General features: G+C 73.1%; 16 protein-coding genes. 10 read left to right on the top strand and 6 right to left on the bottom strand.

Annotated elements, in window-relative coordinates; translation table 11 throughout:
- Positions 1–294: 294 nt before the first annotated feature.
- On the top strand, positions 295–723 hold the full coding sequence (locus B086_RS40030; RefSeq protein WP_018567207.1) for a DUF2690 domain-containing protein: 429 nt from the start codon (positions 295–297) through the stop codon (positions 721–723).
- Positions 724–778: 55 nt separating this feature from the next.
- Here the strand turns inward: B086_RS40030 and B086_RS0114850 are convergent, their stop codons facing one another.
- Positions 779–2,338: a dolichyl-phosphate-mannose--protein mannosyltransferase gene (locus B086_RS0114850; RefSeq protein ID WP_234029319.1), complete on the bottom strand. Its 1,560-nt coding sequence runs from the start codon at positions 2,336–2,338 to the stop codon at positions 779–781.
- A 236-nt stretch (positions 2,339–2,574) separates the two neighbouring features.
- Here B086_RS0114850 and B086_RS0114845 point away from each other — a divergent pair, with 236 nt between their 5' ends.
- Positions 2,575–2,925, top strand: a complete 351-nt coding sequence (locus B086_RS0114845) for a hypothetical protein (protein ID WP_026252436.1) — start codon at positions 2,575–2,577, stop codon at positions 2,923–2,925.
- 15 nt (positions 2,926–2,940) lie between these two features.
- Here the strand turns inward: B086_RS0114845 and B086_RS0114840 are convergent, their stop codons facing one another.
- Both B086_RS0114840 and B086_RS0114835 read right to left on the bottom strand, forming a co-directional pair.
- A complete protein-coding gene (locus B086_RS0114840) occupies positions 2,941–3,471 on the bottom strand; it encodes a VOC family protein (RefSeq protein WP_018567204.1) in 531 nt (176 codons plus the stop codon).
- 249 nt (positions 3,472–3,720) lie between these two features.
- A complete protein-coding gene (locus B086_RS0114835; protein ID WP_018567203.1) occupies positions 3,721–4,656 on the bottom strand; it encodes an alpha/beta hydrolase in 936 nt (311 codons plus the stop codon).
- A 194-nt stretch (positions 4,657–4,850) separates the two neighbouring features.
- Between B086_RS0114835 and B086_RS0114830 the strand changes: the two genes are divergently transcribed.
- The 6 genes from B086_RS0114830 to B086_RS40025 all read left to right on the top strand — a co-directional run bounded on the left by B086_RS0114830 (position 4,851) and on the right by B086_RS40025 (position 10,679).
- Complete coding sequence (locus tag B086_RS0114830; RefSeq protein ID WP_026252435.1) at positions 4,851–5,726, top strand: helix-turn-helix domain-containing protein; 876 nt, start codon at positions 4,851–4,853, stop codon at positions 5,724–5,726.
- The gene (locus B086_RS0114825) at positions 5,723–6,109 is read left to right on the top strand and encodes a DUF2255 family protein (RefSeq protein ID WP_018567201.1); all 387 of its coding nucleotides are present in this window, start codon (positions 5,723–5,725) and stop codon (positions 6,107–6,109) included. Before B086_RS0114830 ends, B086_RS0114825 begins: the two co-directional genes overlap by 4 nt.
- A gap of 106 nt (positions 6,110–6,215) precedes the next feature.
- Positions 6,216–6,746, top strand: a complete 531-nt coding sequence (locus tag B086_RS0114820) for an EF-hand domain-containing protein (RefSeq protein ID WP_018567200.1) — start codon at positions 6,216–6,218, stop codon at positions 6,744–6,746.
- A gap of 10 nt (positions 6,747–6,756) precedes the next feature.
- On the top strand, positions 6,757–8,700 hold the full coding sequence (locus B086_RS0114815; RefSeq protein ID WP_018567199.1) for an acyl-CoA dehydrogenase: 1,944 nt from the start codon (positions 6,757–6,759) through the stop codon (positions 8,698–8,700).
- A 57-nt stretch (positions 8,701–8,757) separates the two neighbouring features.
- On the top strand, positions 8,758–10,104 hold the full coding sequence (locus B086_RS0114810; protein ID WP_018567198.1) for a cytochrome P450: 1,347 nt from the start codon (positions 8,758–8,760) through the stop codon (positions 10,102–10,104).
- A gap of 188 nt (positions 10,105–10,292) precedes the next feature.
- A complete protein-coding gene (locus tag B086_RS40025; protein ID WP_018567197.1) occupies positions 10,293–10,679 on the top strand; it encodes a hypothetical protein in 387 nt (128 codons plus the stop codon).
- Between the two features lie 63 nt (positions 10,680–10,742).
- Here B086_RS40025 and poxB read toward each other — a convergent pair whose 3' ends face one another.
- From poxB to B086_RS40020, 3 genes are all read right to left on the bottom strand, one after another.
- Positions 10,743–12,476, bottom strand: coding sequence for a ubiquinone-dependent pyruvate dehydrogenase (gene poxB, locus B086_RS0114800; protein WP_018567196.1), 1,734 nt, complete (start codon positions 12,474–12,476; stop codon positions 10,743–10,745).
- Between the two features lie 102 nt (positions 12,477–12,578).
- The gene (locus B086_RS0114795; RefSeq protein ID WP_018567195.1) at positions 12,579–13,052 is read right to left on the bottom strand and encodes a Dps family protein; all 474 of its coding nucleotides are present in this window, start codon (positions 13,050–13,052) and stop codon (positions 12,579–12,581) included.
- A 240-nt stretch (positions 13,053–13,292) separates the two neighbouring features.
- Positions 13,293–13,868: a TetR/AcrR family transcriptional regulator gene (locus B086_RS40020; RefSeq protein ID WP_018567194.1), complete on the bottom strand. Its 576-nt coding sequence runs from the start codon at positions 13,866–13,868 to the stop codon at positions 13,293–13,295.
- 105 nt (positions 13,869–13,973) lie between these two features.
- On the opposite strand from B086_RS40020, the gene B086_RS0114785 reads away from it, so the two are divergent.
- Both B086_RS0114785 and B086_RS0114780 read left to right on the top strand, forming a co-directional pair.
- A complete protein-coding gene (locus B086_RS0114785) occupies positions 13,974–14,897 on the top strand; it encodes an NmrA family NAD(P)-binding protein (protein ID WP_026252434.1) in 924 nt (307 codons plus the stop codon).
- 312 nt (positions 14,898–15,209) lie between these two features.
- Entirely contained in the window at positions 15,210–17,468 is a 2,259-nt protein-coding gene (locus tag B086_RS0114780) for an ATP-binding protein (protein WP_026252433.1), read from the top strand.
- Positions 17,469–17,550: the final 82 nt, after the last annotated feature.

The following is a 17,550-nucleotide window of genomic DNA, read 5'->3' as shown; positions in this document are numbered from 1 at the left end:
CAGCGTGCTGCGGCACACCGCTGCGAGGCTCCGTCCGGGCATGCGGCAGGCGGATGGCAGGAGGGGCCGGGGCTTGCGCGAGTAAACCGCTGCGGTAGTCGGCGTACCCCTGGAGGTTGAGCGCTGATTGCAACCGCTGTGGGATTCGCGCCGGACGGCTGCTCTCGTAGCGTCGTTGCCGCAAGCCGGTGCGACGACGGGAGCGGCGCTCAAGCCACCCGGAGAAGCGATGACGGCTGCGTTCCGGATCGGCCGGGGATGCTGCCCCGGCCCACGTCCACAACGGGAGGAATCATGGTCGTACCGCGCATCGGCACCCGCGCCGCAGTCCTGGTCGCGACGGCAGCCCTGTTCGCCGGGCTGGGCGGTACCGTCGCCGCGACGAGTGCCACCGCCGCCGACACGAGTGCCGCGGGGACGTGCACGTTCGCCAGTCCCAAGACGGTGAAGACGGCGAAGGTCGACTCGATCACCATCGAACTCCGGTACAGCACGTCCACCCGGTGCGCCTGGGGCCGCATCTACAGCGCCGACCCCGGTGACAAGGTCTGGGTGGACCGCTCCTCCGACAAGGGCAAGTCCTGGGACGGTCCGCTGAGCATGACCACGGTGAAGAGCGGCTCGGACACCCACACCGCTTCCCGCTACGACGGCGGCTATGTGATGCGCGCCTGCGCGTGGAACGACTCCACCGGGCACATCAAGTGCACCGGCTGGTACTGAGTTCCTGACCTCCGGTCACCCCGTCGCCTCCGGCGCCGTCTCCCTCGCGCGGCCCTCAGATCCAGGTGGCGAGCCACATCCGGCTCTGCCAGGCGGTGTACGGGATCGTCTGCCCGGTGTAGAGCGGGAAGAACCAGATGAAGTTCCAGACGATGAGGAGGACGGGCACCCCCGCGGCCACCGTGCCCCGCAGGCGGCGGGCGGGGGTCGCGTCCGGCGGGCCCGTCGCCAGGGCGCCCAGTGCCATCGCCACGGCCAGGCACAGGTAGGGCACGAGGACGACCGCGTAGAAGGAGAAGACCGTACGGTCCTGGTAGAGGAACCAGGGCAGATAGCCGGCCGCCACCGCGCACAGGATCGCACCGGCGCGCCAGTCGCGGCGCAGCGCCCAGCGGTACAGCAGGTAGACGAGAGCGCAGCACGCCGTCCACCACAGGAGCGGGGTGCCGAGGGCGAGGACGGTCTGCGAGCAGTCGGCCGCGGTGTGGCAGCCGTCCTGACCGGACTTGGCCGAGCGGTAGTGGAACAGCACGGGGCGGCCCAGGACGAGCCAGCTCCAGGGGTTGGACTGGTAGCCGTGCGGGGTGTGCAGGCCCACGTTGAACTCGTAGACCGCGGACTCGTAGTGCCACAGGCTGCGCAGCGGGGCCGGGATCCAGGACCAGGTGCCGCCGCGGCCGTCGGCCCAGTGGCGCCCGTAGCCGTCGTCCGAGCGGAACCAGCCGGTCCAGGTGGCCAGATAGGTCAGCGCGGCGACCGGCACCAGCGACAGCGCCGAGGGACCGAGGTCCTTGCGCAGCACCGTCCGGTACGGGGCGGCGGCGCCCGCGGTGCGGCGGGCACCGGCGTCCCACAGCAGCGTGAGGACGGCGAAGAGGACGAGGACGTACAGGCCGTTCCACTTGGTGGCGGCGGCCAGCCCCAGGCAGACCCCGGCCGCGATTCGCCAGGGGCGCACCCCGGTCCCGGCGCGGCCGGCGACGCGCGCGTCCGGGCGCGCGCGGCCGTCCGGCCCGGTCGGCAGGGCCGCCGCGAGCCGGGCGCGCGCGTGGTCGCGGTCGATCAGCAGGCAGCCGAACGCCGCCAGGACGAAGAACATGACGACGAGGTCGAGCAGCGCGGTGCGGCTCATCACCAGGTGCAGTCCGTCCACCGCCATCAGCGCGCCGGCCAGGCAGCCCAGCAGGGTGGACCGGAACAGGCGGCGCCCGATCCGGCACAGCATGAGCACCGACAGGGTGCCCAGGGCCGCCGTCATGAAGCGCCAGCCGAACGGGTCCAGACCGAACGTCCACTCACCGAGGGCGATCACCCACTTCCCGGCCGGCGGGTGCGCGACGAAGGCCCCCGTGTCGGAGAGCGGGACGGTCTGCGGGTGGGCGAGGAGCTGCGGGTCGGCGGTCCTGCGGTCGGGCCACACCCCCTCGTAGCCGAGCCGCAGCATGGACCAGGCGTCCTTGGCGTAGTACGTCTCGTCGAAGATCAGGTCGCGCGGCCGGCCGAGGTGCCGGAAGCGGAGCGCCCCGGCCAGGACGGCGACCAGCACCGGTCCCAGCCAGCTTCTCGCCCGCGCGAGGCGTTCGGTACGCGGTGCAGGGCGGTGTGCCGACGACACCTCACCACCGGCTGTGACCGGACCACTCGTCACCGGCGGACCTCGAAGTGCGTTGCCACGACCATCACGAACCGCCAGGATCCCGGTGCACACATCTGTCACGGCAGCGAACCACTGGCCGCCGCCCCGTGTCCAGACCGTCCCGCCGCACGAATCACGGGGCGAAAAGGTTCACAGCCCCCGGGCCGCCCGGCCCGGCCCATGGGGGTGCGCCGCGCCCGCCCTAGAGTGGTCCGATGCCTCTTGTGGAAGTCACCTACGCCCCGGACGTCCCCGAATCCACGCTCCGTGAACTGGGTGCGGTGCTGCCGCACCTGGTCTCCAAGGCCGTGGAGTGCCCCGAGGAGCCGTACGACGGCGATCTACAGCCGGGCGACGTCGAGATCCGCTTCCGGAGCCTGGGTCCGCTGGACCGCTGCGGCCTGGACGTGGTGATCGAGGTGCGCTCCAAGTGGTTCGAGAGCAGGGCCGCCGACCGCCAGGAACGCGTCGACGGACTCCAGCGCGACATCACCACCGCGACCGGACTCGGCGACGTCGGCGTCTATCTGTCCCTGCCGGTGGCCGCGTGGTCGCAGGGCGACTGATGCATGTCCGAAGGGTCAGCGCCAGACGTTGTTGCTGGTGTGGTCGCCGGCGAGCCAGCGGGCCAGGTCGGCGTGTGCCGTGGCGCGTCGCTCGGCGTCGATCTTCTCCGCGTCGGGGTGGTCGACGGCGAACTCCAGGATGAGTCCGTTGGGGTCCGTGAGGTACAGCGAGACGCAGAAGCCGTGGTCGAGCACATGGGCGTTCGACTCGGGGCGGTCGGCCGCCTCGACCCGCTTGAGGATGGCTTCCTGGGTCTCCGCCTCGACCTTGAAGGCCAGGTGGCGCAAGGGGGTGGAGTTGATGTCCGTCCTGAACTCCTCCTGGTCCTTGGGGTCGGCGAACTGGAAGAAGGCGAGCGCGCTGCCGTCGGCCAGGCCGTACAGGGCGTGGCTGTAGGCGCGTTCGGCCCCGGCCAGCACCTCGCGTTCGGTCCACACGGCCACCAGGGGAAGGCCGATCACGTCCTCGTAGAAGCGGCGGTTGGCCTCCTGGTCGTCGGTGATCCATGCGTGGTGGTGAAGGCGGAGCGGCAGGGTCTGGCTCATGGGGGGCATCTCCGTTGATCGGCTGGGACGTTGAGCCGGGTACCGGGGTCGGTCTCCGGCGCTTCAATCAGCATGCCCCCTACATCGGTTTAACGTTAAACTAAATTCGGCCATTGTTCGCGCGCCACTCGCCGCAGCACCTTCGCGTCCTCGCCGGGGGGAGAGAGACCGGGGAGGGGGAGGGAGAGAGCGCGCGCGAGACACCGCGGACACATGGCGACACACACCGACACATGTGAGTCCACCACGTCACACACTGCGGGGCGTGGCGCCCAGGTGCTCGGTGAAGAAGGAGGTCAGCTTGTCGACGGCGGGGTCGATGTACTCCTTCTTGTCGTAGAGATCGACGTGGCTGGCGCCCTCGATGCGGTGGAGCTCCGCGGGGCCGGTGGCGCGCCGGTGGGCCTCGACGGCCATCCAGGCGGTGACGGCGCGCGCGCCGATGATCTGGAGCATGGGCCGGGGGCCGATCAGGGGGACGGCGTGGAAGGCGTCGCTGGAGGCCATCCTGTCGATGCTCTCCCAGGCGAGGAACTTCGCCGACCGCTCGTGCTCGCCCCGGGAGGTGCAGTAGTACTCGAAGCCTTCCACGGCGTGCTCGCCGCCGAGCGCGGCGGCCTGCTCGGCGGTCTCGGGGAACATGGTCATCACTCCCGGGTCCTCGCCTCGGGCGGCCCGGGTCCGGGCCTGGGCGGCGGCGTCGAGCAGGGTCTGGAAGACCGCAGGGTCCTGGGCGCCCTCCGCACCGTGACGGAACTGGCGCGCGGGCTCGGCGGTGGAGACGGTGGCCACGGCCTTCACCCGGTGGTCGCCGCCGGCGGCGGCCAGCGAGTAGCCGCCGGAGGCGCAGATGCCGAGCAGGCCGATCCGGTCGGCATCGACCTCCGCTCGGGCGGTGAGGAAGGAGACGGCGGCCTTGAAGTCCTCCACCCGCTGTGCGGGATCCTCCAGCCCGCGCGGCAGACCGCCCGACTCGCCCTGGTAGGCGGCGTCGAAGGCGAGGGTGACGAAGCCGCGCTCGGCCATCAGCCGCGCATAGGTGCCGGAGGTCTGCTCCTTCACACCGGTGCCCGGGTGGCCGACCACCAGGGCCGGACGCGGGCCCGCCGCCGGGGTGCCGGGGGTGTGCAGGTGGGCGGCGATCGTGATGCCGGCGCTGTCGAAGGTGACGTCGGTCCTGGCCATGGAAGGCTCCTTGTCGAGGAAATGTCGGATCGGAGGGGCCCCGGGGAGGGGCCCGGTGTCCGCCGTCCCGGCGGGCACATCCCTACGATCACTCCTCGCCGGGGGAGGGAAAAGAGACAGGTTTCTTCCTGGGAAGAAACCTTCCCCCCCACCATGTGTTCCGGCCCGGCACCCACGGCATGACACTCGAAGACATGCACTCGACACCCGGCCCCGCACTCGGGGCCTTCCTCAGATCCCGCCGGGCACGGCTCGACCCGCACGAGTGCGGGCTGCCCGCTCCGGCCGCCGCCCGGAAGGCGGCGGGGCTGCGCCGCGAGGAGGTCGCCCGGCTCGCCGCCCTCAGCGTCGGCCACTACACCCGGCTGGAACAGGGCCGCGTCCGCGCCTCCGCCGCCGCGCTCGCCGGACTGGTCCGCGCCCTGCGCCTGGACGAGGACGAGACGAGACACCTGTACGAACTCGCCGGCCGGGACGACACCCGTGCGCCCCGCCGGCGGTCCGTCCGGCCCGTGCGCCCCGCCCTGGACCGCCTGCTGGCACACCTCGCGCACGCCCCGGCGATGGTCCTCGGACCGCGCCTGGACATCCTGGCGTGGAACGCCGCCGCCTCGGCCCTCTACACGGATTTCGCCGCGCTGCCCGCGGCCCGCCGCAACTACGCGCTCCTGCTGTTCACCGATCCGGTCGTCCGGGAGCTGCACACGCGGTGGCGGCACGACGCCCGGGACGCCGTCGACGCGCTGCGCGGGGAGGCCGCGGCACATCCGGACGATCCCGCGCTCGCCCGTCTCGTGGGCGAACTGTCCGTCCGGGACCGCGACTTCCGCACCTGGTGGGCCGGACACCGGGCCGCCGTCGCCCCGTACGGGACCAAGCACCTGCGCCACCGCCTGATCGGCGACCTCACCCTGGACTGCGACACCTGGGACGCACCCGACGGCTCGGGGCAGCGCCTGCTGGTGCTGACCGCCGCGCCCGGCACCCCCTCGCACGACGCCCTGCGCATCCTCACCTCCTGGAACGCCCCGCAGCCGGACACCGGCAGAACGGAGAACCCCGCCCGATGAACACCTGGACCCCCGAGGACCTCGCCCTGCTCGCAGCGCACGACTCCCTCGTGCTGACCGCCGGTGACAGCCACCCGGACGGCGTGGAGACCGGCATGGTGCTGGTGCGCGGCGCCCTGTACGTCCGTGCCTTCCGGGGCGTCGGATCCCGCTGGTTCCGGGCGGCGCGCGAGCACGGCCGCGGCCGGATCCGGGTCGGCCCGGCCACCCGCGAGGTCCTGTTCGTGCCCGGTGCCGCCGGACCCGCCGCCGAGATCGACGCCGCCTACCGGGACCGGTACGGACCGGCCGCCGCCCTCGTCCACTCCCCCGCGGCCCGCGCCGCGACGCTCCGGATCGACCCGGCGCCCACGCATTCGACCGCCTTTTCGTCAATCTCATAAGAGTTCATTCACTCGAACGAGAAGGCTTCCGGGGATGGATTCACCCGATCACCCGCCCGTATTCTCGCATTCGGATCAATTCGCCACTCCTCTGCCGGAGGCCCGCATGAGCGAACTGCTGAACCAGAAGTACGCACGGCTGTTCTCCTTACTCGACGCGAACGGCGACGGAGTCATCGCCGAGGACGACTTCACCCTGATGGCGGGCCGGTGCATCGCCGCGGTCGGCGGTGAGCAGTCGGTGAAGGGGCAGGCGTACGCCGCCGAGATGGCGAACTACTGGCAGGCGCTGCGCGAAACCGCCGACACCGACGGCGACGGCCGGATCGACAAGGAGGAGTTCCGCGCGGCGGTGCGCCATGTGAGCGACAATTTCGACACGCTGATCGGCCCGCTCTACGAAGCCGGATTCCGGCTCGCCGACCACGACGACGACGGTCTGGTCGGCAAGGAGGACTTCGTCACGGTCCTCACCGCCATCGGGGTCCCCGCCCATGACGCCGGACCGGCCTTCGACAGCCTGGCCGGACCCGACGGACAGCTGACGAGAGACCAGTTGATGAGCGCCGCCGGCGGGTACTACCGCGACGACGACCCGGCGAACACCAGCAGTCATCTCCTCTTCGGGGCGCTCTGAGGCAGCCCCGGTGGACGCGACCGCGGTGGCGGGACGAGGCACGGCGGCCGGCCCCGCCGCCGGTCGGCCGCACGGGACCCGGGTCCCGCTGCTGACCGAGGCGCTCTTCGACGGACGTTTCGAGGAACTGCACCGGCCCTGGACGGACATCCTGGGCCGCGAGGTGTTCCGGTACCGCGACGGGCTGTCCCCCGAGGAGCGGACCGCACTGGCCTACCGGCGGCTGCGGATCCTCAACGAGGACATCCCGTCCGTCGAGGATCTGGTCACGGCGACCGACCACCTGGTCTCCCTGCACGAATGGCTGGGCATGGTCGACGGCAGTCTGACCACCCTGGCGACCATCCACTACAACCTGTTCCTCGGCAGCCTGCTGCGCCTGGACACCCGGCGCACGACCGACCTGTCCCCGTTCCTCCGGCTGCGCCGGTACGGCACCGTGCTGATCACCGAGCTCGGCTACGGCAACAACGCCGCCGCGCTGGAGACCACGGCGACCCACGAAGCGGAGACCGACACCTTCGTCCTGCACACCCCGTCGCCCGGCGCCCAGAAGTTCATGCCCAACACCGGCCCGTACGGCGGCCCCAAGAGCGGTCTGGTCGCGGCCCGCCTGATCGTCCGCGGCCAGGACTGCGGGGTGTTCCTGTTCCTCGTACCGCTGCGCGAACAGGACGGCCCGCTGCCGGGCATCCGGGTGCGGCCCCTGTCGCAGACCCCCGGCTCGTCGGTCGACCACGCCCTCACCTCCTTCGACCGGGTGGTCCTGCCGCGCACGGCGCTGCTCGGCGGCGGTCACGGCGAGCTGACCGCCGACGGCACCTTCCGCAGCACGACCGGCAGCCGGCGCCGCCGGTTCCTGCGCTCCATCCAGCGCGTCACCACGGGCAAGCTGTGCCTGAGCGCCGCCGCGCTGGGCGGGGCGCGGGCCGCCCTCACCATCTCCGTGCGCCACGCCCACCGGCGGCACACCTTCGCCCCGGCGAGCAGATCCGGCGTCCCGCTCTTCGCCTACCGCTGCCATCAGACGAGGCTCCTGGGCGCGGTGGCCCGCGCCTACGCGGCGACCTTCCTGCTCCGCGAGACCACCCGCGCCGCCGGAGCCCCGGAGGGGAGCGGACCAGGCGGCGGGGTGGACGGCGGGCCGGACGGCGGAGCGGACGGCGAGGCGGACGTCCTGGTAGCGGCGGCGAAGGGCTGGATCACCTGGCAGGCCAGGGACATCGCGCTCGAATGCCGTGAACGCTGCGGTGCGCAGGGCCTGCTGTCCGCGAACCGCGTCGTCGACCTGCTCACCCCGATCGAGAGCACCATCACGGCCGAGGGCGACAACCTGGTCATCTGGACCAAGGCCGCCGCCGACATGCTGACCGGCCACGGCTACGACCCACCGGCCGAACCCGCCCCGCACGACCCCCTCGAAACGCCCGTCCCCCTCGAAACGCCCGCCCCGCTCAGCCCCCTCGGCCCGGCCGAACTGCTCGACCTGCTCGTGCACCACGAGCTGTACCGCCTGCGGCAGGCCCGCGACAGCCTCGGCAGACCCAGCACCGGCGCGCTGGACCGCTGGAACCACGCCGTGAACCCGGGCCTCGGCCTCGTGGACGCCTACGCCGCGCGACGGGCCGCGCAGGCGTTCCTGGCCGCTGCGGGCCGGGTCCGCGACCCGGCCGTACGCGCCCTGCTCCAGCAGGTGTTCCGGCTGTTCGCCCTGGAGTGCCTGAGCCCGCACGCGGGCGTCCTGCTGGCGGACGGCCGCCTCGGCGCCGAGACGGTCCGCGGTCTCGCCCCCGCCGTCGACCGGCTCGGCGCCGAGCTGGCCCCGTACGCACTGGACCTCGTGGCGGCGTTCGCCGTACCGGACGCGATGCTCCAGGCCCCCATCGCCACCGACGGCTACGCCGCCGCGTACGACGACCCGGACGGCCCCTGGCGGCGGACACCGCCCGGCTGACCGCCGCCCCACCGGCCCGTCCCCGCCCCGCGACCACCTCCGAGGAGCACCACGGCCATGAACGACGCGTTCACCCGCGAGCCCTCGTGGGACCCCCGGCGCTTCCCGCCGGCCGCCCGCGCCCCACGGGCCGTGCAGACCGCACGGATGCTCCTGGACCCCCAGGGCTACGCCCGCTCGCTGCGGGCGCGGCTCGGGCCGGTCTTCTCGCTGCGTACGCATCCCTACCGCGGCGCGCTGGTGTGCGCCGCCGACGCCTCGGCCAACCGGGCGGTGCTGACCGACCACGAGCGGTTCACGGGCGGCGACGCCGCCGCCCTGCTGGCGCCCGCGGTCGGTGCCGGTTCGCTGATCTGCACCCCGCCGCCGGTGCACCTGGACCACCGCAAGCTGCTGCTGCCGTCGTTCCACGGCGCGCGGATCGCGGTCTGGGCGGAGCGGGTGCGCGCACTCGTCGGGGCCCAGTTGCCCGCGCTGCTGTCCGGCGAGGGGGCACCGGTGCGGCCCTGGGCGCAGCGGCTGACCCTGGACGTCATCCTGCGGGTCGTCCTCGGTCTGACGGACCCGTCCCGGACGGCCGCCTTCCGGCAGGCCCTCGGCCCGTTCGTCGCCACCGGCAACCTGGTGTACCTGTTCCTGCCCGAACCGCTGCGGCGCGACCTCGGGCCGCTCTCGCCGGGCGGCCGGTTCCACCGGCTGCGCGGCGCCGTGCTGGACCTGACCCGCGAGGAGATCGCCGCCCGCCGGGCCGCCCCCGACCGCACCCGGCGCGACGACGTGCTGTCCCTGCTGCTGGACGCGCGCGACGAACGGGGCGCCGGGCTGGACGACGCGCAGCTCCTGGACGAGCTGACCGGTCTCGTCCTGGCCGGTTACGAGACGACGGCGACGACGATCGCCTGGACGCTGCACCTGCTGGCCCACCACCCCGCCGCGCGCGACGATCTGATCGCCGATCTCGACGCCGGCTCGGACCGCCTGCTCAAGGCCACCGTCAAGGAGTCCGGCCGGCTGCGCCCCGCCGTCTGGAACGCCATGCGCACCGCGGCGCGGGACACGATGCTCGGCGGCCGCCCGGTGCCGCGGCACGCGTTCGTCGCGGCGCTGTTCCCGCTCACCCATCTCGACCCCGAGCTGTGGCCGCGGCCGGACGACTTCCGGCCCGAGCGGCATCTGGGCGCGGATCCGGCGCCGTACGCCCTGACGCCGTTCGGCGGGGGTGTGCGGCGCTGCATCGGGGTGGCGCTGGCCCAGCTGGAGATCGAGACCGTGCTGAGGGTGGTGCTCGCGGCGGCCGTCCCCGAGCCGGCCGGTCCCCGGGAGCCCGCGCGGCTGGTGTCGGTGACGCTCGTCCCGGCCCGGGGTGGCCGGATCCGGCTGCGGGCCCGCACCGGGAGGACGTGACCATCGCGGCGGCCCGGCCCCCGGTCCGCCTGCACAGGGCACACATGTGTGGTTCTTCGGGGGTGCCGCGCGGTGCACGCGGACCAACAGATCAAGCCAAAAATAGTTGAAGTATCTAAAACTTCCATGTGTGCGGGCAGGCTACGTGTGCACTTCGGTCCCACTCCCGTTCCCATGAGGAGAGAATCATGCGTAGTTCGCAGCACAGACGTATCACCGTCGCCGTCGCCTCGGCCGCCGCCGCGGCCCTGCTGGGGCTGGCCACCGGCACGGCATCCGCGACCTCCGGCCCCACGTTCCTGGACCGGGCCGACGAGCGGTGTGTCACGGTGAACAGCGGAAACGTGTGCGTCTTCGAGACGCAGTGGTTCGACGGCAAGGTGGCCCTCTACCAGGACGTCGACAGCGGGTGTGTCACCACACCGTTCGGTGTCCTCGCCGACTTCAACATGACGGACAGGCCGGTCACGTACTACAAGAACGCCGACTGCACGGGCGCCCTGTTGACCGAACCGGCGGGCGACTTCCACTCGTGGCTCTCCTACGGCCCGGCCCACAGCTTCCGCCGGCAGTGACGGACCGTGGGCCGGCTCCCCCGGCGGGGGGACCCGGCCCACGCCGTACCCGACGGGCCGGGGTCAGCGCAGGATGCGCCGGGCGACGTTGGTGGAGACCAGGTCGAGCAGTTCCTCGCCGCGTCCGGACAGGATGGTGCGGATGGCGTAGAGGGTGAAGCCCTTGGCCTGCTCGGCGGTGATCGCGGGCGGCACGGACAGTTCCTGACGTGCCGTCATGACCTCGACGACGGCGGGTCCGTCGTGCGCGAACGCGTCCTTCAGCGCTCCCTCCAGATCGCTGGGGCGTTCCACCCGCCGTGCCCACAGCCCGATCGCCGAGGCGACCGCCGCGAGGTCGGGATTGTCCAGCGCGGTACCGAAGTTGACGACGCCCGCCGCCTTCATCTCCAGCTCGACGAAGTTCAGCGAGCCGTTGTTGAAGACGACGATCTTGGCGGGCAGCCTGTTCTGCCGGAGCGTGAACAACTCTCCCAGCAGCATGGTGAGTCCGCCGTCGCCGGCCAGGGCGACCACCTGCCGCCCCGGGTACGCCGCCTGGGCGCCCACCGCGTGCGGCAGCGCGCACGCCATCGAGCCGTGGTTGAACGAACCGAGCAGGCGCCGCCGCCCGTTGAAGGTCAGATAGCGGGCCGCCCAGACCACCGGCGAGCCGACGTCGGTGGTGAACACGGCGTCGTCGGCGGCCAGCCGGTCGATCGTGCTCGCCACGAACTGCGGGTGGACCGGGGTGCGGTCGTGGTCGTTGTCCGCGAGCCGGTCCAGTGACCTGCGGGTGCGGGTGTAGTGGGCCAGGGCCCGGTCCAGGTGGTCCCGCTCCGGCTTGGCCGTCAGCAGCGGCAGCAGCGCGGGCAGGGTGTCCCGTACGCTGCCGACCAGCGGTACGTCGACATGGGTGCGGCGGCCGATCTGCTCGCCGCGCAGGTCGAGTTGGACGACCTTCGCGTGCCGCGGGTAGAACTGGCGGTAGGGGAAGTCCGTGCCGAGCATCAGCAGGGTGTCGGCCTCCTCGATCGCCTTGTAGCCGGAGGCGAAGCCGAGCAGACCGGTGAGTCCGACGTCGTAGGGGTTGTCGTACTCGACGTGCTCCTTGCCGCGCAGGGTGTGCACCACGGGCGCCTGGAGGACCTCGGCGAGCCGGACCAGGTCGTCGTGGGCACCGGCCGCGCCCGCGCCCGCCAGCACGGTGACCCGCCGCCCGGCGTTCAGCAGCGCGGCGGCCTCCCTCAGGTCCGCCTCGTCGGGCCGGGCGACGGTACGGGCCGCGCGGACCACGGTGGGCGGTGTGTCCTGGGGCGCCTTGGCGAGGAAGATCTCGCCGGGGACCACCACCACGGCCACCCCGTTGCGTTCGACGGCCGCCCGCATCGCCATCCGCAGGATCCGGGGAGCCGACTCGGCGCTGTTGATCACCTCCGCGTACACGCTGCACTCGCGGAACAGCTCCTGCGGGCGGGTCTCCTGGAAGTAGCCGGAGCCGACCTCGGGGCCGGGGATCTGGGCGGCGATGGCGAGCACGGGCACGCGGCTGCGCTGGGCGTCGAAGAGGCCGTTGACCAGGTGCAGGTTGCCGGGCCCGCAACTGCCCACGCAGACGGCGAGTTCACCGGTGAGCGCGGCCTCGGCGGCCGCGGCGAACGCGGCGCTCTCCTCGTGCCGTACATGGATCCAGTCGACCTCGCCGTCGCGGCGCAGCGCGTCGGTGAGACCGTTGAGGGAGTCGCCGGGCAGCCCGTGGAGGCGCCGTACGCCACTGGCCTTCAGCGAGGCGATGAGGTGGTCGGCGATCGTGTGCATGGGGGTGTGTGCCTTCCGTCCGTCGGGTGTGTGCCTTCGGTGCCGGTGCCGGTGCGCGGCGCCCGGCCCGGCTCCGCGCGGGGCCGGGCCGGGTTCCTCGGCTCAGGTCCGGTTCTCCGCCTGGAACATCCAGCTCTGCTTCTCCAGGTCGGCGGTCAGGCCGATCAGCAGATCCTGGGTGACGGCGTCGGCGTGCCCGGTGTCCTCGATCCGCTGCCGCACCCGTTCGATGACGGTCGAGAAGGTGCGGACCAGGATCTCCACGACGGCGGTGTCCTTCGTCCAGCCCTCCGGGAAGCCGGGGACACCGCTGGTGGCGGCTATGGTCGCGGCCCGGCCGTCGGGGGCGACGCCGAGGGCCGCCGCGCGTTCGGCGACCGTGTCGGCGTAGTCGCGCGCGGTGGTGACCACCTCGTCGAGCTGCTCGTGGATGGAGCGGAAGCGCGGTCCGAACAGGTTCCAGTGCGCCTGCTTGGCCACCAGGGACAGGTCGAGCAGATCGACCAGGGTCGCCTGGAGGGCGCCCCCCGCGATCTCGCGCTCCTTGTCCGGCAGCGGGCTGCGGATGACAGACATGTGTGGTCCTCTCCTGGTGCTTGGCGGGTGTGTCCCATCCTGCTCGCCGCGCCGGTGGCGGCGGATCAGTCGTTTGACTGCCGATCCGTCCGGTGACCGTTGGTGCTCGGGTTGCTGGTCCGCGCCGTCCACGCCGTCCACCGGAGTGTGCAGGTGTGCACCCGGCGACCGTTGGGGGGCGGTGCCGAGGTGAACCCGGAGCCGCCGTCGAGCCGGTCCGCGGCGCCCGGGTGCGGGTGCTCAGGTGCCGTCGGCGCCGAAGCCCGCGACGGCGAGCCGGAAGGCGCGGTCCGCGTGCACCGCCGGGTCGGTGTAGTTCTCGGTGGCCAGGGCGATTCCGACGATCAGTACGAGCAGATCGTCGATGGTGACGTCCGCCCGGACCGCCCGGTCCTCGACGGCCTTGCGCAGCAGCAGGGCACCGGCCGCGCCGAGGGCCGCCGCACAGGAGTCCTCGCCGGCCTCGTCCTGGCCCTCGTCCCGGAGGGGCTCGTAGGAGAGGACGTCCGCGAGCCCGCGCGCGGCGAGCGAGTAGGCGAGCAGCTCGCGCAGCCATGCCACCAGCGCCGCGCGGCTGTCGTGCTCGCCGCAGAGTGTGTGAGCGCGCTCGCACAGGGCGTGGACGCGCTGCCGGAAGACGGCTTCGAGCAGGGCTTTGCGGGTGGGGAAGTGGCGCCGCACGGTGGCTGATCCGACGCCTGCGACGCGGGCGATCCGCTCCAGGGACGCCTGGGCTCCCCGGGTGGCCACCTCGGCCTCGGCCACGGCGAGGATGTGTGCGTGGTTGCGGCGGGCGTCCGAGCGTCGGCCGGTCATGCTCTCTCCGATGTTGATAAGCGGCGGGGCCCGCCATATCGTAGCGAACACGAAACGGCGGGCCCCGCCGTTTATGGTGTGCGTGACCGCCGGGGAGATGCACTCATGACCACTGCCGCACCACCGGTTCTCGTCACCGGTGCCACTGGCCGCCAGGGCGGCGCCACCGCCCGCGCTCTGCTCGCGCGGGGAACACCGGTGCGCGCCCTGGTGCGCGACCCGGACACGCCCCGGGCACGGGCCGTCGAGGAACTCGGTGCCGCCCTGTGCGTGGGCGATCTCACCGAACCCGCGACCCTTGAGGCGGCCGTGGACGGTGTGCGGGCCGTGTTCTCCGTGCAGATGCCCGCGTACACCGAGCAGGGGTTCGACTTCGCCGGTGAGGTCAGCCAGGCGGACAACCTCATGACGGCGGCGCGGGCCGCCGGTGTGGAGCAGTTCGTCCAGTCCTCCACCAGCGGCGTGGGCCGGCACACCGAGGCTCCGGGCTGGGCCGAAGGACGCTGGGCCGCACTGGAGGCCCCGCTCGGCACCAAGGCCGCGATCGAGGACCGGCTGCGCGAACTCGACTTCCCCTCCTGGACCTTGATCAAGCCGTCGTTCTTCATGGAGAACTTCGAGCCGTCCCTGCGGTTCTACTTCCCCCGCGGCATCGAAGGGGGTCTGGTCACCGTCGTCGGACCGGGCACGCGCCTGGCGCTGGTGACAGTCCGGGACGTGGGCCGGGCCGCGGCAGCCGCCCTGTCCGCCCCCGCCGAGTTCCACCGGGTGGAACTGGAGCTGGCCGGCGACCACCTGACCATGACCGAGATCGCCGAGATCCTCTCCCGCGCCCTGGGCGTCCCGCTGACGGCCCCGGACATGACCGAGGAACAGGCCCGCGCCGCCGGCATGGGAGACATGGGCGCCACGCACGAGTTCATGGAGGTGTTCGGTCAGCCGGCCCGGCCGCGGTTCGCCCGTGCGCTGGGCATCGAGCCGACCGGCTTCGAGGAGTGGGCGCACACACACCTGCGGGCCGCCGCCTGAGCGGGCACGTGTGACGTCGGCGCGCCGCCGCGGTCCCGGCCCCGGTGCGGGGGCCGGGAACCGCGCCGTGGGCCCGGAGGGCGGCGAACCCGGCCCGCGCCCCGGCTCGACGGCCTGACCACCTCCTCGGGTCCGGGCTCCCGCTTCTGCCTCCCGGCGGCGCCGCCGCGGTCCGGATGGCGGGCGGGGGCGTCCGCGCCCCACGGGCTTGCTTTAATGTTCAATCCATATCCGAGGGTTCCGCGGCGTCGCGGAGCGGGACCGGCGGACACACGGCAGGCGCGTCGGGGGTGCGGTTCCCCGGGGGTGGGGATGGACAAGAGCACATTCGGCCGGCTGCTGCGCCAGGCGCGGCAGCGTTCGCTGCTGACCCTGGAGAGCCTCGCGGACGCGTCCGGGGTGAGCGTGCGGGCCATCAGCGACATGGAACGCGGCAGGAGCCTTCCCCGGCAGGCGACGCTGGCCGAGCTGCTGGACGCGCTGGAGCTGGACGAGGACGAACGGCGGCGGCTGCTCCAGGCGACCTCGTCCGCGCGGCGCACCCGGCGGCAGGTTCCCCAGCAGCTGCCGCCCGACCTGGCGGTGTTCCGGGGCCGCGCGGAGACCCTGGCGACCGTCGGCGGCCTCGGCGAGCGGGTCGCGGCGGGCGGGGGGCATGGCGGGCATGTCGTCGTATCCGCGATCGGGGGCATGGCCGGGGTGGGCAAGACCACGCTCGCGGTGCACTGGGCGCACCAGGTGGCCGACCGCTTCCCGGACGGCCAGCTCTACGTCAACCTGCGCGGCTTCGAGGACTCCGCGCCGCTGGATCCCGGTGAGGCGCTCGGCGGATTCCTGAGCGCGCTCGGCGTGCCGAGCGGCGACATCCCCTCCGGCACCGAGGAACGGGCCGCCGTGTTCCGGGAGCGCACCGGCTCCCTGCGGCTGATCGTGGTGCTGGACAACGCGCGCGACGCGGAGCAGGTCAGACCGCTGTTGCCCGCCTCGGCGGGGTGTCTGACGATCACCACCTCGCGCAACCAGCTGTCCGGTCTTGCGGCCAGGGAGGGCGCCACGCTGGTCGGCCTGGACGTGTGGAGCCAGGAGGAGGCCGTCGCCGGGCTGGCCGCGCGGGTGGGCGAGGAGCGGTGCGCGGCGGAGCCCGGGGCCGCCGCCCGGCTGGCCGGGCTGTGCGGGCATCTGCCGCTGGCCGTGGCCGTCGTCGGCGCGCAGCTCAGCGCCGCTCCGCACCTGCCGCTGCGGGCCGCCGTCCACGAACTGGAGGCGTCCCGGCTCGACGCCCTGTCGGCCGACGACCGCAGGGGCGACGTCCGGGCCGTCTTCTCCTGGTCCTACCGGGCGCTCTCCGCCGGTACGGCCTGTTTCTTCCGGCAGTTGTCCCTGCACCCCGGTCCGGCGGCGTCCGCCGAGGCCGCCGCCTCCCTGGCGGGTGTCCCGATGGCCGAGGCCCGCCGGTATCTGCGCGAGCTGACCGCGGCCAGCCTGCTGTCCCGGGACGCCGACGGCCGCTACGTCCTGCACGACCTGGTCCGCGCCTACGCCGCCGAACTGCGCGCCCAGGAGGAGGACGACCGCCACGGCGCCGAGACCCGGCTGCTGGACTATCTGCGGCACAACGCCGCGGCGGCCGCCCGGGTGCTGGACACCCGGCCCAAGCCCGGACCCGCCGGGCCGCCGCCGGGAGTGGTGCGGGTCGCGATCGAGGACCGCGCCGAGGCACTGGACTGGTACCGCCAGGAGGAGGCGACGGTCATGGCCGCGCTGACCTCGCTGGACGACCCCCGGCTGCTGCGGCGCCGCACAGACCTCACGGCGGACTGGGTGGGCTACTTCTCCTTCACGGGCCGCTGGGCCGAGGAGGTCTCCACCAAGCGCGTCGCGCTGGAGGCGGCGCTCGCGCTGGACGACCCGGCGGCCATCGCCGTGAACTGCGCCAGTCTGGCGCGCGCGCTGGCCGAGACGGGGCAGGCCGACGAGGCCGACGAGCAGGTCCGCCTGATGCTCGGGCAACTGGACCGGCTGGCCCCGGCGCAGCGCGCCGCCACCGAGCGCAGCATCGGCTGGGTGCGGGGCCGGCAGGGCCGTCACGCGGAGGCCCTGCTCCATGCCCGGCGCGCGCTGGCGGTCTACCGTACGCTCCCGGAACGCAACGAGGTGGCGCGCGAACTGAACGCCGTCGGCTGGTACCTGGCCCTGCTCGGCGAGTACCGGGAGGCCATCACCATGTGCGAGGAGGCGCTGCCGATCCTCCAGGCCAACGGCAACCTCCGCAACGAGGCCGCGACCTGGGACAGCATCGGCTACGCGCTGCACCGGCTGGGCGATCTGGACGCCGCGGTGGTGAACTACCGCAGATCGCTGGAGCTGTACGGCGAGGTCCTGGACGGCTACAACCAGGCCGAGGTGCTGGACCACCTGGCGTCGGCGCAGCTGGAGCTGGGGGACGCCGCGGCCGCGCGGGCCGGCTGGACGCGGGCCGCGGAGCTGCTGGCGGAGACCGGCAGTCCGCGCGCCGCGGCGATGCGGGCCAAGGCACAGGCAGTGGGCGCGCGGCCCGGAACGGACCGCTGAGGGCCCGGCCGAACGGCTCTGACCTGCACAGACGCGGCGGCGGCCGGTTCTTGCGCCTGCGGCAGGAAGAAGCAGGAAGCGG

This window comes from Streptomyces sp. PsTaAH-124 (assembly GCF_000373685.1).
GTDB classification, from domain to species: Bacteria; Actinomycetota; Actinomycetes; order Streptomycetales; family Streptomycetaceae; genus Streptomyces; species Streptomyces andamanensis.
The sequence above is the reverse complement of the archived record's forward strand: the minus strand, read 5'-3'. Positions and strand labels throughout refer to the sequence as shown.